At 62.7% G+C, this 13,508-nt stretch carries 14 protein-coding genes and 1 pseudogene; 7 read left to right on the forward strand and 8 right to left on the reverse strand.

Annotated elements, in window-relative coordinates:
• The first annotated feature begins 273 nt into the window (after positions 1 to 273).
• The 5 genes from NKI58_RS31410 to NKI58_RS31430 all read left to right on the forward strand — a co-directional run bounded on the left by NKI58_RS31410 (position 274) and on the right by NKI58_RS31430 (position 5,530).
• Positions 274 to 1,398, forward strand: a complete 1,125-nt coding sequence (locus NKI58_RS31410) for a sugar ABC transporter substrate-binding protein (protein ID WP_352571765.1) — start codon at positions 274 to 276, stop codon at positions 1,396 to 1,398.
• A gap of 79 nt (positions 1,399 to 1,477) precedes the next feature.
• Entirely contained in the window at positions 1,478 to 3,019 is a 1,542-nt protein-coding gene (locus tag NKI58_RS31415) for a sugar ABC transporter ATP-binding protein (protein ID WP_352786672.1), read from the forward strand.
• The gene (locus NKI58_RS31420; protein WP_352564358.1) at positions 3,016 to 3,996 is read left to right on the forward strand and encodes an ABC transporter permease; all 981 of its coding nucleotides are present in this window, start codon (positions 3,016 to 3,018) and stop codon (positions 3,994 to 3,996) included. The genes NKI58_RS31415 and NKI58_RS31420 overlap by 4 nt, the downstream gene beginning before the upstream one ends.
• Positions 3,993 to 4,979, forward strand: coding sequence for an ABC transporter permease (locus NKI58_RS31425; RefSeq protein WP_352456242.1), 987 nt, complete (start codon positions 3,993 to 3,995; stop codon positions 4,977 to 4,979). The genes NKI58_RS31420 and NKI58_RS31425 overlap by 4 nt, the downstream gene beginning before the upstream one ends.
• Positions 4,980 to 4,984: 5 nt before the next feature.
• The gene (locus NKI58_RS31430; protein WP_352854248.1) at positions 4,985 to 5,530 is read left to right on the forward strand and encodes a gluconokinase; all 546 of its coding nucleotides are present in this window, start codon (positions 4,985 to 4,987) and stop codon (positions 5,528 to 5,530) included.
• Here NKI58_RS31430 and NKI58_RS31435 read toward each other — a convergent pair.
• Positions 5,527 to 5,976: an RrF2 family transcriptional regulator gene (locus NKI58_RS31435; protein ID WP_006202816.1), complete on the reverse strand. Its 450-nt coding sequence runs from the start codon at positions 5,974 to 5,976 to the stop codon at positions 5,527 to 5,529. The two genes, NKI58_RS31430 and NKI58_RS31435, sit on opposite strands and share 4 nt — an antisense overlap.
• A 247-nt stretch (positions 5,977 to 6,223) precedes the next feature.
• Positions 6,224 to 7,210, reverse strand: a complete 987-nt coding sequence (locus NKI58_RS31440; RefSeq protein ID WP_352637288.1) for a sulfate ABC transporter substrate-binding protein — start codon at positions 7,208 to 7,210, stop codon at positions 6,224 to 6,226.
• A gap of 283 nt (positions 7,211 to 7,493) precedes the next feature.
• Here NKI58_RS31440 and NKI58_RS31445 point away from each other — a divergent pair, with 283 nt between their 5' ends.
• Positions 7,494 to 7,766, forward strand: coding sequence for an antitoxin (locus NKI58_RS31445; protein ID WP_352473543.1), 273 nt, complete (start codon positions 7,494 to 7,496; stop codon positions 7,764 to 7,766).
• On the forward strand, positions 7,766 to 8,164 hold the full coding sequence (locus NKI58_RS31450; protein WP_352771334.1) for a type II toxin-antitoxin system VapC family toxin: 399 nt from the start codon (positions 7,766 to 7,768) through the stop codon (positions 8,162 to 8,164). Before NKI58_RS31445 ends, NKI58_RS31450 begins: the two co-directional genes overlap by 1 nt.
• 14 nt (positions 8,165 to 8,178) lie before the next feature.
• Here the strand turns inward: NKI58_RS31450 and NKI58_RS31455 are convergent, their stop codons facing one another.
• The 6 genes and pseudogenes from NKI58_RS31455 to NKI58_RS31480 all read right to left on the reverse strand — a co-directional run.
• Positions 8,179 to 9,219, reverse strand: coding sequence for a sulfate/molybdate ABC transporter ATP-binding protein (locus NKI58_RS31455; RefSeq protein ID WP_352647042.1), 1,041 nt, complete (start codon positions 9,217 to 9,219; stop codon positions 8,179 to 8,181).
• Positions 9,220 to 9,350: 131 nt separating this feature from the next.
• Positions 9,351 to 10,235, reverse strand: coding sequence for a sulfate ABC transporter permease subunit CysW (cysW, locus tag NKI58_RS31460; RefSeq protein WP_023675838.1), 885 nt, complete (start codon positions 10,233 to 10,235; stop codon positions 9,351 to 9,353).
• The gene (gene cysT, locus NKI58_RS31465; RefSeq protein ID WP_023675839.1) at positions 10,228 to 11,079 is read right to left on the reverse strand and encodes a sulfate ABC transporter permease subunit CysT; all 852 of its coding nucleotides are present in this window, start codon (positions 11,077 to 11,079) and stop codon (positions 10,228 to 10,230) included. Before cysT ends, cysW begins: the two co-directional genes overlap by 8 nt.
• An 18-nt stretch (positions 11,080 to 11,097) precedes the next feature.
• Positions 11,098 to 12,126: a sulfate ABC transporter substrate-binding protein gene (locus NKI58_RS31470; protein WP_023675840.1), complete on the reverse strand. Its 1,029-nt coding sequence runs from the start codon at positions 12,124 to 12,126 to the stop codon at positions 11,098 to 11,100.
• 218 nt (positions 12,127 to 12,344) lie between these two features.
• Positions 12,345 to 13,031 (reverse strand): M15 family metallopeptidase, encoded by a 687-nt coding sequence (locus NKI58_RS31475; RefSeq protein ID WP_352589331.1) that lies wholly within the window; start codon positions 13,029 to 13,031, stop codon positions 12,345 to 12,347.
• Between the two features lie 54 nt (positions 13,032 to 13,085).
• A pseudogene (locus tag NKI58_RS31480) lies at positions 13,086 to 13,481 on the reverse strand (penicillin-binding protein 1C); the annotation flags it as partial.
• Between the last annotated feature and the right edge of the window lie 27 nt (positions 13,482 to 13,508).

A 13,508-nucleotide genomic window follows, 5' to 3' on the forward strand; every position in this document is an offset into this window, starting at 1 on the left:
TTTACACTACGTCATGGTAGCGCTACCAGTTATCGCCGGGCGATACTTCGCCCCGACGATGGGAGGCTGTTTATTATACATAAGCGACAGCTCATGCTTGTTTATTATGTATAATATGATAGTTTTTGTGGGACTAGCCGGGCAGCAAAGGAGGGGATCGGGTCGGCATTCGGCCACCTGAACGCGCGACGGGTACGGCGGGAGGTGCCGGGCCGGAAACGCGCAAATTCATCGGCGTAACAACAAACAAAACTGCAACTGGGAGGAATATCGATGATCAAGTCACTCGTTGGCGGTATCGTTGCCGCCACTGCTTTCGTCATGCTGAGCTCGTCGGCGATCGCCGATCCTGAAATCGTCAAGGGGCCATCGGCCGAGCCTGACTGCTTCGCGCCCTGGTCGGCCGATACGCAGTTCTTCAAGTTCCCCAAGAAAGACGGCCCGTACCGCATCGCTCTGGCCAACGGCTATATCGCCAACACTTGGCGCATCCAGATGGTGCAGACGGCAAAGGCCTATGCAGCGCAGCCGGACGTCGCGGCCAAGCTCAAGGAATTCAAGGTGGTCTCGACCGGCGAAGACGTGCCGGCCCAGATTTCGGCGATCAACAATTTCATCGATTCCGGCTATGACGCGATTGTCGTCAACGCCCAGAACCCGACCGCATTCGGTCCTGTCATCAAGCGGGCCAAGGAAGCCGGCGTGGTGCTGGTCGCCTTCGACAACATCCTCGACACCAAGGATGCCATCAACGTCAATGTCGACCAGAAAGGCCTTGGCGAATTGTGGGCCAACTGGCTGGTCAAGCACGTGCCGAACGGCGGCAAGGTGCTGGAAGTGCGCGGCGTCGCCGGCACGTCCGTCGACACCGATCGCCATAACGGCATCCACGAGGTTCTCGACGCTTCCGGCAAGAAATGGGATGTCACCGAGGTCGTCGGCAAGTGGGATGACGGCGTTGCGCAAAAGGCTACGGCCGATGCCATTGCCACCAACGGCCCCTTCGACGGCATTACCGGACAGGGCGGCGATACCGGCATCGTGCAGGCGATGATCGATGCCAAGCATCCGTTCGTGCCGTTCGGCGGCGAGACGGAGAACGGCTTCCGCAAATTCTGCGCCAAGTTCGCCGCTGACGGCCTGAAATGCTCGTCGGCCGGCACCGGCCCGGCTCAGGTCGCGGTTGCCATCAAGACGGCGATTGCAGCACTTGAAGGCCAGGTCGTGCCGCAAGCGGTCAAGCTGCCGCTGGCGATCGTCGAGGATCCGAACTTCAAGGCAGGCCAGGATTTCTTCCCCGATCAGTCCGACAATTTCTTCGTCGGCAATTCCTTCCCGACCTGCGGCATCAATTTCACGGCGCAGGAAATCATGGGCCAGAGCAAGGAAAACCAGTAAACTCCGACAGCCCGACGCCGCGGGAATCCCGCGGCGTCGGCGCTCGACATCCTGATTGCCAAGCGCCTGGGGAGGGCCGATGGACGGTGCGGTTCCGCTCTTCCGCATGGAAGGCATATCCAAGCGCTATGGCGGCGTGCGGGCGCTGGAGAAGGCCGAACTGTCGGTCACTCCAGGCAGCATCCACGCCATTCTCGGCGAGAACGGCGCCGGCAAATCGACGCTGATCAAGGTTATGGCGGGGGTCGTTGCGCCCGACGAGGGCCGCATGATGCTGGACGGAAGCGAAGTTACCTTCGCTTCGCCGGCCGCTGCCAATCAGGCCGGCATCGTCTGCATCTTCCAGGAACTGTCGCTCGTCCCCGAACTCAGCGTTGCCGACAACATCGTCATTTCCGATCCGCCGAAGCGTTTCGGCATGATCGACCGCAAGGCGCAGCGCCGCATCGCCGAAGAAGCCCTTGCTCGCGCCGGCGCTTCCGATATCCATCCGCTGGCGCTGGTCAAGGATCTTCCCCTTTCAAGAAGGCAGATGGTCGAGATCGCCAAGGCACTGGCGCGCAAGCCACGCATCCTGATCCTCGACGAGGCGACCTCGGCGCTGACTGCGGCTGACGTCGCCAGAGTTTTCGCCGTGTTGAAGCGGCTGCGTTCGGAAGGGCTGGCGCTGCTCTATATATCGCACCGCATGAACGAGATCGCCGAGCTGGCCGACCAGTGCACGGTGTTCCGCAATGGCCGCAATGTCGCCAGCTACGCGGCCGGCACCAAGAGCGACAATGAAGTCGTCGAACTGATGATCGGGCGCGAATACAGCCACATCTTTCCGCCCAAGCCCGCGCGGGCGGCTGCTGCGGCCACGCCGGTTCTGGAGGCACGCAGCCTGTCATGGACGGATCGGCTGCACGATGTCTCGCTGTCGGTCGGGGCGGGCGAGGTGGTCGGGCTTGGCGGCCTCGACGGCCAGGGCCAGCGCGAATTGCTGCTCGCCTTCTTCGGTGTGCTGCGCGGCCTGTCAGGCCAGATACTGATCGACAGCAAGCCAGTTGCGATCGCCAGCCCGGCCGCCGCGCGCGATGACCGGATCGGCATGGCGCTGATCCCGGAGGACCGCAAGACCGAAGGGCTGATGCTGCCGATGACGGTGCGTGAAAACCTCTCATTCGCTGCCCTTGACCGGCTGTCCAGGGCCGGCATCATCGATCGCGCCGCCGAGCAGCGGCTGATCGACGACATGGTCGGTCTCCTGGCGATCAAGACCGCCGGCCTCGACATTCCGGTCGGCGCGCTATCCGGTGGCAACCAGCAGAAGGTCGTCATCGCCAAATGGCTGATGCGGCAGCCGCGCATCATCCTGCTTAACGACCCGACGCGCGGCATCGACGTCGGCACCAAGCAGGAGCTTTACCAGTTGATGCGCAAGCTTGCCGACCAGGGTGCGGCGATCCTCTTCTATTCGACCGACTATGACGAGCTGATCGGCTGCTGCGACCGCGTGCTGGTGCTCTATGACGGCGCCGTCAAGCGCGAACTGGTCGGCGCCGAAATCACCGAGCGGGCGCTGATCGCCAGCGCGCTCAACATTCACGAAGAGATGCCAAGGCAAGGAGCGGACGCGTGAAGGATTGGCGCTACTGGCTTGCCGAACAGCGCGGAACGCTGCTGGCGTTCGGCATCTTCGTCGTCATGTTCGTCATCTACACCTCGAACCATCCGGCGGGCTTCACCGCCAATGTCGTACAGACGGCCTCGAACAAGGGTGTGCTGCTCGCCTTCGTCGCCATGGCGCAGACGCTGGTGGTGATCACCGCCGGCATCGATCTCTCGGTCGGCATGATCTTCACGCTGACCAACTGCCTGGCGTCGTGGCTGGTCGTCGGCACCGGCATCGAGACCGCCTTCGGCGTCATCGCCGTGCTCGGCACCGGGCTGCTGTGCGGGGCAATCAACGGCGCCATCGTCATCTATGGACGCCTGCAGCCGATCGTCGCCACCATTGCCACCGGCGCGGTCTATTTCGGCATCGCGCTGCTGCTTCGGCCGTTTCCGGGCGGCTCGGTCAATGAAGGGCTCGCCGATGCGCTGACCGGACGCCTGTTTGGTTTTGTGCCGGCGAGTCTGGTGACGCTGCTGGCGGTCGTGCTCGTGGTCTGGGTGCCGTTCAGCCGGTCGGTGCTAGGCCGCGCCGCTTATGCAGCCGGCTCCTCGGAGATGGCGGCCTACATGTCCGGCGTGCCGATCCGGCGTGGAAAGTTCGCCGCCTATGCGCTTGCCGGTCTGCTTGCCGCGATCGGCGGGCTGTTCCTGACGTTCTTCACCTATACCGGTGATGCGGCCTATGCCAGCGGCAACGCCTATACGCTGTTTTCGATCGCCGCGGTCGTGCTTGGCGGCGTGTCGCTGTTCGGCGGCAAGGGCAGCGCCATCGGCGCGATCTTCGGCGCGCTTGCCTTCCGCACCATCGGCGACCTGCTGTTCGTCTTCGATTTCGATCCGCTCTGGCAGCCCCTGTTCCAGGGCGTCATTCTGCTGATCGCGGTCAGCCTCGGCGCGTTCGCCCTGTTTCGGGTCCGCAACCGGCTGGAGTGGTTCCTGTGAGCGAAACGACTGTGAGTGGTCTCGCCGGCCGCATGCCGAAATTCCTCCGCCGCGCCGACCCGGCGGTGCTGACGGCGTTCGCCTGCATCGTGCTGCTGCTGTTCCTCGGCAGCCTCTATTCGCGCAGCTTCCTGTCGCCTGAATACCTTTTGCAGCAGCTCAAGGTGGCGTCGTTTCTCGGCGTCATCGCGACCGGCATGATGCTGGTCATCCTGCTCGGCCAGATCGACCTGTCGGTGCCCTGGTCGGTGGCGGCCGGCGCCATGATGGCCTGCGCCGCGGCCGCATACGGTACCGTCGGCGTGGCGCTTGCCATTCCGTTCGGCATCTTCTGCGGTGTTCTGATCGGCATCGTCAACGGCATCGGCGTCGCCTATCTGCGCATTCCCTCGATGATCATCACGCTTGCCACCAACGCCGTCGCGCAGGGGCTGATGGTGGTCTACACGGGCGGTTTCTCGCCGCAGGATTCGGCGACCGGTGCGATGCGCTATCTGGCGACCGGCTTTGCCGTTCCTGCCGTGCCCAACGCCGTCCTCATCTGGGCGCTGATCGGCGCCGCAATGGTGTTCGTGCTGACCCGCACCGGCTTCGGCCGCACCGTCTACGGCATCGGCAATCGCGAGCGTGCCGCCTATCTTTCCGGCATCGATACAAGGCGCGTGGTGATGATCGCCTTTGCGGTTTCGGGCGGGCTCTCGGCCTTCGGTGGCGTGCTTTTGGCCGGCTATGCCTCCAAGGCGGCGCAGTCGATGGGCGATGCCTATCTGCTGCCGTCGATCGCCGCGGTGGTGCTCGGCGGCACCTCGATCCTCGGCGGGCGCGGCTCCTATCTCGGCACCGTCGCCGGGGTAATCCTGATCACCCTCTTGCAGTCCATTCTCTCTGTCATGCAGATGCCGGAGGCGGGACGGCAGATCATCTACGGCGTCGTCATCGTAGCCATGCTGCTGCTCTATGGCCGCGCGCCGGCAAGCCGCTGACCTGCATGACCGGTAAAGACGTGGCATATAAGCCGGCGAGCACTGTTCGAACGACACCCGCCATCGTGGTGATGGGCGTCGCCGGCTGCGGCAAGTCGGTCGTCGGCGAAGCGCTTGCAGCGGCATTGGGCGCCGTCTTTATCGAAGGCGACAGGCTGCATCCGCCCGAAAACGTCGCGCGCATGGCGAGCGGGCAGCCGCTTACCGACGCGCTGCGCGAGGGCTGGCTCGACGCGATCGGCCAGCGGATGGCCGCGTCGGTCGCAAGCGGGCAAGGTGTGGTCGCCGCCTGCTCGGCGCTGAAGCGCAGCTACCGCGATCGCCTGCGCGGCTTTTGCCCGGATATCGTTTTCGTTTACCTGGAGATCGACCCGGCAACAGCAAAACAGCGCGTCGGCAATCGCAAGGGTCATTTCATGCCGGCAAGCCTGGTCGACAGCCAGTTCGCCACGCTCGAGGCGCCAGCGGCGGACGAGGCGGCGATAACCTTGGATGGCACGCGTCCGGTCGCCGACACCGTTGCGACTGCCTTGTGCCTGCTCGCGCGCTAGATTTGCGACGTCAGTTCGACTGGGAAATCGTCATTGTCGGCGTCGCGCATGGCCGCGAGGCTGCGGTTGTCCAGCACCTCGGCGATCGCCTGCCGGACCTCCAGCATCATGTGCCGAACCTGGCAGGTCGCCTCGTCGCAATCCTCGCAGCGCTGGTATTGCGTGCGGCTGGCGCAGGGGATCGGCGCCAGCGGCCCGTCGAGGACACGCACGACATGGCCGATCTTGATCTCGGAAGCCGGCCGGGCAAGGCGGTAACCGCCTTCCTTGCCCTTGCGGCTCTGGACGAAGCCGGCGTTACGCAACTCGCCCAGGATGGCATCCAGGAATTTCTTGGGGATGTTATTGGCGACCGCAATGTCGTTGACGAATGCGAGCTGGCCGACCGGCAGGCCCGACAGATGCACGAGGGCCTTGAGGCCGTATTTGCCTTTTTTGGTAAGCATGCCCCGAGTCAACCCATGAAGCCCCAACCACCCGCGTCTGGCGGCTGTTTGTGTGCAAATCATGACGGTTTGATCACGCGAAGCCGTTCGCGAAAACAAGCCGTCCGTTCTCACGGTAGGCACAAACGCGTTGATTCTTTGTAACGTTTTGGACGGAATGCGCCCGGAAAGTGCCAGAAATCACCTTTCGCGGCGCGAAAGCAAAGAAGCCGGCAAAGCCGGCTTCTGTCAAAGTTGGAAGATCGCCTCAGCGGCTACCATAAGTCTGGTCGAGCAGACCGCCCGCTGCAAAGTGCTCGGCCTGGACCTTGGCCCAGCCGCCGAAGACGTCCTCCACCGTCAGCAGGCGGACATCGGGAAACTCAGCCTTATATTTGGCGGCGACCGCCGCGTCCCGGGCCCGCAGGCCGTTGCGGGCGGCGATGTCCTGGCCCTCCGGCGTATAGAGGAAGTCGAGATAGGTCTTGGCGAGATCGCGCGTGCCATGCTCGTCTGCAACGGTGTCGACGATCGCCACCGGAAATTCCGCCAACAGGCTGACCGAAGGCGTTACCTGCTCGAACTTGTCCTCGCCATACTCCTTGCGGACGCCGCGCGTTTCCGACTCGAAGGTGATGAGTACGTCGCCGATTTCGCGCTGCACGAAAGTGGTGGTCGCGGCGCGCCCGCCGCTGTCGAACACCGGCACGTTGTTGAACAGCTTGGTGACGAACTCCTTCACCTTGGCGTCGTCGTCCTTGAAGGCTTCCTTGGCGTAGGCGGTGGCCGCAAGATAGGTGTAGCGCGCATTGCCCGAGGTTTTCGGATTGGGGAAGATCACCTGCACGTCGTCGCGCACGAGATCGCTCCAATCCTTGATGTGCTTCGGATTGCCGGCGCGCACCAGGAAGGACGGCAGCGAATAGAAAGGCGAGGCGTTGTCCGGAAAGTCCTTCTGCCAGTCGGCGGAGATGAGGCCCTTTTTGACCAGGAAGTCGATGTCGATGACCTGGTTGAACGTGACCACGTCGGCGCCGAGGCCTTCGGCGATGGCGCGTGCTTGTGCCGAGGTTCCGGCATGCGACTGATCGATGGTGACGCCGGGGTGGCCGGCGACGAACGCCTTGTTGACCTGCGCAAACAGTTCGCGGCCGACATCATAGGAAGCATTGAGCAATCTGTCGGCCGACCAGGCTTGGGAGGATGCGAGGAACAAGCCGGCCAACGTGGCGACGCCAAGCAAAAATCGCTTCATCAAAACAGGCTCCAATGCCATGAGCTTAATGCCGGACCATAGCGGCAAGGCATCGTGCGCGACGAGGCACGCAGAGCGGCCGCTCCACGTTGTCGATAGAAGAAATATTCCCGCTGTGGGCGATTTCTAGTCTTTTCTTTCAAGCAGAGTCTCAGGACAGCTTGGCAGCGGCGCCGATGCCGTCGGCGTGCACGATGGTTCCCGGCCGGCCAACGCGGTGCAAGGCGATTGCATCGCCGCCCTGTCTGGCATATACAAATAGTATATACAAGGAGCTGTTGTCATGTCTCAACACCGCCATTCAACAACCCCGCCGAAGGAGGCGAAGCTGTTTCGTAACAATCGCAGCCAGGCGGTGCGCATTCCTGTCGAGTTCGAACTTCCCGGCGAAAAGGTCTTGATCAGCCGTGAAGGCGACCGCCTGATCATCGAGCCGGTCCGCAAACCTGGCCTCACCGCACTGCTCGCGCAATGGGCGAAAGAGCCGCCGCCCGGTGCCGAGGAAGACTTTCCCGAAGTCGAGGATATGCCTGTCAAATCCGAGGAATTTTTTTGATGCGGTTCATGCTGGACACGAACATTGTCAGCGACATGATCCGAAATCCGGCCGGGAAAGCCGCAAGCGCCGTGCTGCGCGTGGGAGACGCCGCCGTGTGTACCAGCATCGTGGTCGCGTCGGAACTGCGATATGGCTGCGTCAAGAAAAGATCAGCCAAGTTGCACAAGAAGGTCGAGGAATTGCTGGCTGAGATTCCCGTCTTGCCGCTCGATGTGCCGGTGGATGCCGAGTACGGCGCGATTCGCGCAGAACTGGAAGGCAGGGGCCAGACCATCGGCCAAAATGACCTTTTTATTGCTGCCCACGCCCGTGCGCTTGGAACTACCCTGGTGACCGCCAACACCGGGGAGTTCAACCGGATCAAAGGCCTGAAGGTCGAGAACTGGCTGGTGTAGCGCCTGATAGAGGATCAAGCAGCCGGAAAAAGCTTCCAGCGCCGCGGCCTAAAAGCCACGCGACTTTTCTGCGCCGCCGGATGATCGACGGGCAATTCGATCTCGACCCGCTGACGTTCGCCGCCGATTTCGAGCTCGACCCGCCTGGTGCCGGCGACGCGGCGGCTGGCGGCGACCGTGCCGGCGATGCAGCCGTTGCATTCTTCCACCAGATCGACGTCGTGCGGGCGAAAGAACAGCGTCGCTTCGCCTTGCGGTGCGTGCGGCGCGGAAAGCCCGATCGGCCGGTCGGCGATCCAGACCTGGCCGTCCTCGACCTTGACCGGAAGCGAACTCGATTCGCCGATGAAGCCGTAGACGAAGGGCGAGTTCGGAGTGTCGTAGATTTCGTCGGCGGTGCCGACCTGCTCGATGCGGCCCTGGCTCATCACTACGACGCGGTCGGCAAGCTCCAGCGCCTCTTCCTGGTCATGGGTGACGAAGACCGTGGTGTGGCCGGTGGCGTCGTGGATGTCGCGCAGCCAGCGGCGCAGTTCGCGGCGCACCTGCGCATCGAGCGCGCCGAACGGCTCGTCGAGCAAAAGCACGGCCGGTTCGATCGCCATGGCGCGGGCCAGCGCCACGCGCTGGCGCTGGCCGCCCGAAAGCTGTGCCGGATAGCGTTTTTCCAGACCGGAAAGCTGAACGAGGTTGAGGAGTTCCGAGGCGCGGCGGCGGATTTCCTTCGCCGACGGGCGTGACGGCCCGTGCCGGACCTTGAGTCCGAAGCCGATATTGTCGGCGACCGTCATATGGCGAAACAGCGCGTAGTGCTGGAAGACGAAGCCGACATTGCGCTCCTGAATCGACTTTTGGGACGCATCCTCTTCGCCGAAGAAGATCTTTCCGCGGGTCGGCCGCTCCAAGCCGGCAATCAGCCTGAGCAGCGTCGTCTTGCCGGAACCGGAAGGTCCCAGCAGGGCGATCAGTTCTCCCGACTTGATGTCGAGCGAAACGTCGCGGAGGGCCGGAAACCGCTCAAACTCCTTGCGCACGTTGGCAACGCGAACTTCCATGCAAATCCCTTTTGTAGTTGATGCATGCCGTTATCCCAAAACCGGTTCCCACTTTTGGGCGACATTAAATCTTTGTTTTATGCATGTCGTTGTCCAAAAACCGCTACACACTTTTGGGCGACATGCATTTGTCAGTGTCCGCGCGTCGCGGCGATCTCGGCGCCGTAGCGCATCTCGAGAAGTGTCTTCAAGACCAGCGTGACGAGCGCCAGGCCGGCAAGCAGCGAAGCGACGGCAAAGGCGGCGGCGGCATTGTACTCGTTATAAAGGATTTCGACATGCAGCGGCATGGTGTTGGTCAGCCCGCGTATGTGGCCCGACACGACCGAGACGGCGCCGAACTCACCCATCGCGCGGGCATTGCACAACAGCACGCCGTAGAGCAATCCCCATTTGACGTTGGGCAACGTCACGTACCAGAACGCCTGCCAGCCATTGGCCCCGAGCGACAGGGCAGCCTCCTCGTCGCCATTGCCCTGTTCCTGCATCAGCGGGATCAATTCGCGGGCGACGAAGGGGAAGGTGACGAAGACGGTGGCCAGCACGATGCCCGGCACGGCAAACAGGATGACGATGCCATGCGCCTTGAGCCAGGCGCCGAGCAGGCCTTGCGCGCCGAACAGAAGTACATAGACCAGGCCGGAAATGACCGGCGAGACCGAAAAGGGCAGGTCGATGAGTGTGGTCAGGAACGCCTTGCCCTTGAACTCGAACTTGGCGATCGCCCATGCGGCGGAGATGCCGAAAGTCACATTGAGCGGCACCGAGATCGCCGCGACCAGAAGCGTCAGGCGGATCGCCGAGCGCGTGTCCGGTTCGCTCAGCGCCTGTGTGTAGGCCTCGATACCTTTGGCGAAAGCTTCCTTGAAGACGATGATCAGCGGCAGGAGCAGGAAAATGCCGAGGAAGGCAAAGGTCACGATCATCAGCACGGTTCTCGCCGTGCGGCTCTCGGTCACCGCCGGCGACTGGCTTTCATGGTGCGGCGCGTAGGATTTGATCTCCGGGTCAGCCATAGCGCTTGCGGCTCCAGGTCTGCACCAGGTTGATGACCAGCAGCATGACGAAGGACAGCGCCAGCATGATCGCCGCTATCGCGGTCGCCGCGGCGTAATTATATTCCTCCAGCCGGATGACGATCAGAAGCGGCGCGATCTCGGATTTGAACGGCAGGTTGCCGGCGATAAAGATGACGGAACCGTACTCGCCGACGCCGCGCGCGAAGGCCAGCGCGAAACCGGTGACGATGGCAGGCGCCAGTCCGGGTAGTAGAACGCGGCTGATGATCTGGAAGCGATTGGCGCCGAGCGTGGCGGCCACTTCTTCTACCTCCTTGTCGATCTCCTCCATGATCGGCTGCACGGTGCGCACGACGAAGGGCAGACCGATGAAGACCAGCGCGATGACGATGCCGAGCGGCGTATACGCGACCTTGATGCCGAGCGGCGTCAGCAGGCTTCCGATCCAGCCATTCGGTGCGTAAAGCGTGGTCAGCGCGATGCCGGCAACCGCCGTCGGCAGCGCGAAGGGCAGGTCGACCATGGCATCGGCGATGCGGCGGCCTGGAAAGCTGTAGCGCACCAGCACCCACGCGACGATCGTGCCGAAGACGACGTTGACGGCGGCGGCAATGAAGGCGGTGCCGAAGCTGATTTCAAGCGCGTTGATGGTGCGGCGGTCGGTGACGATCGCCCAGAAGTCGGTCCAGCCGAGCGCCGCCGAGCGCCAGATCAGCCCGGACAGGGGAATGAGGATGATGAGGGTGAGGTAGGCAAGCGAGAAGCCGAGCGTCAATCCGAAACCCGGAATGACGCTCGGCTGCCTGAATCGCCACCCCGCCTTGGCGGGTGCTGTGGTCATGTCGTCCTGATCTAAATGCTACTGGGCCGGTTTGTAGATCTGGTCGAATATACCACCATCGCCGAAATGATAAGGCTGTGCCTTCTTCCAGCCGCCAAAAAGCGGGTCGTCGATGGTGATCAGCTTGATCTCAGGCAGCTTGGCCAAGTCCTCCGCCGGCACCAACTCGGGCTTCGAAGGGCGATAATGGTTTTTGGCGATGAGCGTCTGGCCTTCCTTGGAATAGAGATAGCTCAGATAAGCTTCGGCAACTTTCCGCGTGCCTTTGGCGTCGACATTAGCGTCGACCACGGCGACCGGCGGCTCGGCCAGGATCGAGGTCGGCGGGTAGACGATGTCGAAATTGTCGGCGCCGAACTCGTCGAGCGCCAGATAGGCCTCGTTTTCCCAGGCGAGCAGCACGTCGCCCAGCCCTTTTTGCGCGAAGGTCACGGTTGCGCCGCGCGCACCGGTGTCGAGAACCGGGACATGCGCATAGAGATTGCCGACGAATTCCTTGGTCTTGGCCTCGTCGCCGCCATCCTTGGCGCTGGCGTAGGCCCAGGCGGCGAGATAGTTCCAGCGCGCACCACCGGAGGTCTTGGGATTCGGCGTGATCACCTGGACGTCGTCCTTGACCAGATCGCCCCAGTCATGGATGCCCTTGGGGTTTCCCTTGCGGACGAGAAAGATGATGGTCGAGGTGTAGGGCGCCGAATTGTTTTCGAATTTCGTCCGCCAGTCGGGATTGATCCTCTTCGCTTTCGAGACAATGGCGTTGATATCGCCTTCGAGCGCCAGCGTCACCACGTCGGCGTCGAGGCCGTCGATCACGGCGCGAGCCTGCGCGCCCGACCCGCCATGCGACTGCTGGACGGTGACCGTCTCGCCTGTCTCGGCCTTCCAGTGGGCGGTGAAGGCCTCGTCGAATTGCTTGTAGAGCTCACGCGTCGGATCATAGGACACGTTGAGAATGGTGGTGTCGGCAAACGCGAAACCGAGCGTGCCGAACTGGACAGACGTGGCGACCAGTGCGCCGAGCAGTTTCCTGAAATGAGGTTTGGTCATTTCCGCCTCCGTTGAACTCGCGCCAAATCTACCGAATTGATAGAATTTAGATGCATTCAATGTTGCCTTTTTTGGCCTATTGAAGCAATTTTTCGCCTAGTTTCGGCGATGCGAGAAACTATTTTCCCGCATGGACCATGATCGCGCTCCCGACGCAATTATCTAGAGACGGCTAGCTCTTCGGCAATGGCTGCGTCGCGCCCGAAGGTTTCGGCCGGCTATTCGGCGGTAACGGGAAAGTTGAAGCGCTCTTTTGGAAACGGCTCGTTCTCCAGCGTGAAGTGCCACCATTCGCGGGCGTAATTCTTGAAGCCGCGGGCACGCATCGCCTCGACAAGCCTTTTGCGGTTAGCCGCCGCTTCACTGGCTATCGGTCGGTGAGCCGTTTCGCTCGCTGGATCGAAACAGTCGAAACCCGTGCCGAAATCGAGCGTGTCGGCATCGGTCGCGCCGCAGGCCGGTTTCGGAGCGCTCTTGCGGTCGGCTCGCGCGATCGCGACATCGACCGTCGATCCGCGCGAATGGGTGGACAGTTCGCCGATATAGCCCTTGGGGATGAGATCCTTGCGCTTGACCTTTGGGTACCATTGCGGGTCCGGTGGTCCACTCGTTTTTGTCCAGTCACCCATGTCGGAGACAGCCCGCGCAGGGCGATAGCAGTCGAACACGACCAGCGTCAGTCCTTCGGCGGCAATCGCTTTCTGCACTGCCGAAAGCGCTTGCGCCGCTTGCCTGGTGAGGACGCATACCGGCGCATCGTAGCCGCTTACCTTGCGATGCAGGAAATTTTCGAGGCCGGCATAGCGGATATCCTGCCGGATATTGGGATCGATGTCGGCCAGCCGAACAAAGCTGGCGGGGAGCTCAGCGGTGAAAGCGGGGGAACTACCGGCGGCCAAAAGCAAGGCGTGAAACCCAATCCCCTGAATCACCTGCCGCATTTTATTCAAGGGAAACTTTCACTCGACAAAAATCTTCACGCTGGCGGCGCGTCCCGCCGCGTCTATCACGGTCAGGGTCGAATAGCCGGCGCCATCAGGCTGCCAGGTCGCGGTGCGCCGCCGGTCGATGCCGACCAGCGGCTTGCCATTGGCCAGCCAGCGGAACGGTGCGCGGCCGCCTTGCAGCTTGAGCACCAGCGGCGAGGCGGCGGCCGAGGAGGCGTCGAGATCGACGCGAGCGCCGTCGGGCGGAAAGATGATGGTCGGCGCAGGTTCGGTCGGCGTCGCCTGCACCAGTCCGTCGGCGCCGGCGCCGAAGCGCGTCAGCGTAACCGGCCGCTCCAAGCGCTTCGGGCGCCGGACGCCGGCCGGGTGGCTGGGGCGCGGGTAGGCCGCGAGGCGGGGACGGACAAAAACGTACTACAGGATGGGCGCCGCCGG

This window comes from Mesorhizobium sp. M0522 (assembly GCF_040321085.1).
GTDB lineage: Bacteria > Pseudomonadota > Alphaproteobacteria > Rhizobiales > Rhizobiaceae > Mesorhizobium.

Bases quoted from the DNA above. Each gene is read 5' to 3' on its own strand.
- NKI58_RS31410 (WP_352571765.1), top strand. From the start codon at position 274: ATGATCAAGTCACTCGTTGGCGGTATCGTTGCCGCCACTGCTTTCGTC.
- NKI58_RS31415 (WP_352786672.1), top strand. From the start codon at position 1,478: ATGGACGGTGCGGTTCCGCTCTTCCGCATGGAAGGCATATCCAAGCGC.
- NKI58_RS31430 (WP_352854248.1), top strand. From the start codon at position 4,985: ATGACCGGTAAAGACGTGGCATATAAGCCGGCGAGCACTGTTCGAACG.
- NKI58_RS31435 (WP_006202816.1), bottom strand. From the start codon at position 5,976: ATGCTTACCAAAAAAGGCAAATACGGCCTCAAGGCCCTCGTGCATCTG.
- NKI58_RS31440 (WP_352637288.1), bottom strand. From the start codon at position 7,210: ATGAAGCGATTTTTGCTTGGCGTCGCCACGTTGGCCGGCTTGTTCCTC.
- NKI58_RS31445 (WP_352473543.1), top strand. From the start codon at position 7,494: ATGTCTCAACACCGCCATTCAACAACCCCGCCGAAGGAGGCGAAGCTG.
- NKI58_RS31450 (WP_352771334.1), top strand. From the start codon at position 7,766: ATGCGGTTCATGCTGGACACGAACATTGTCAGCGACATGATCCGAAAT.
- NKI58_RS31455 (WP_352647042.1), bottom strand. From the start codon at position 9,219: ATGGAAGTTCGCGTTGCCAACGTGCGCAAGGAGTTTGAGCGGTTTCCG.
- cysW (WP_023675838.1), bottom strand. From the start codon at position 10,235: ATGGCTGACCCGGAGATCAAATCCTACGCGCCGCACCATGAAAGCCAG.
- cysT (WP_023675839.1), bottom strand. From the start codon at position 11,079: ATGACCACAGCACCCGCCAAGGCGGGGTGGCGATTCAGGCAGCCGAGC.
- NKI58_RS31470 (WP_023675840.1), bottom strand. From the start codon at position 12,126: ATGACCAAACCTCATTTCAGGAAACTGCTCGGCGCACTGGTCGCCACG.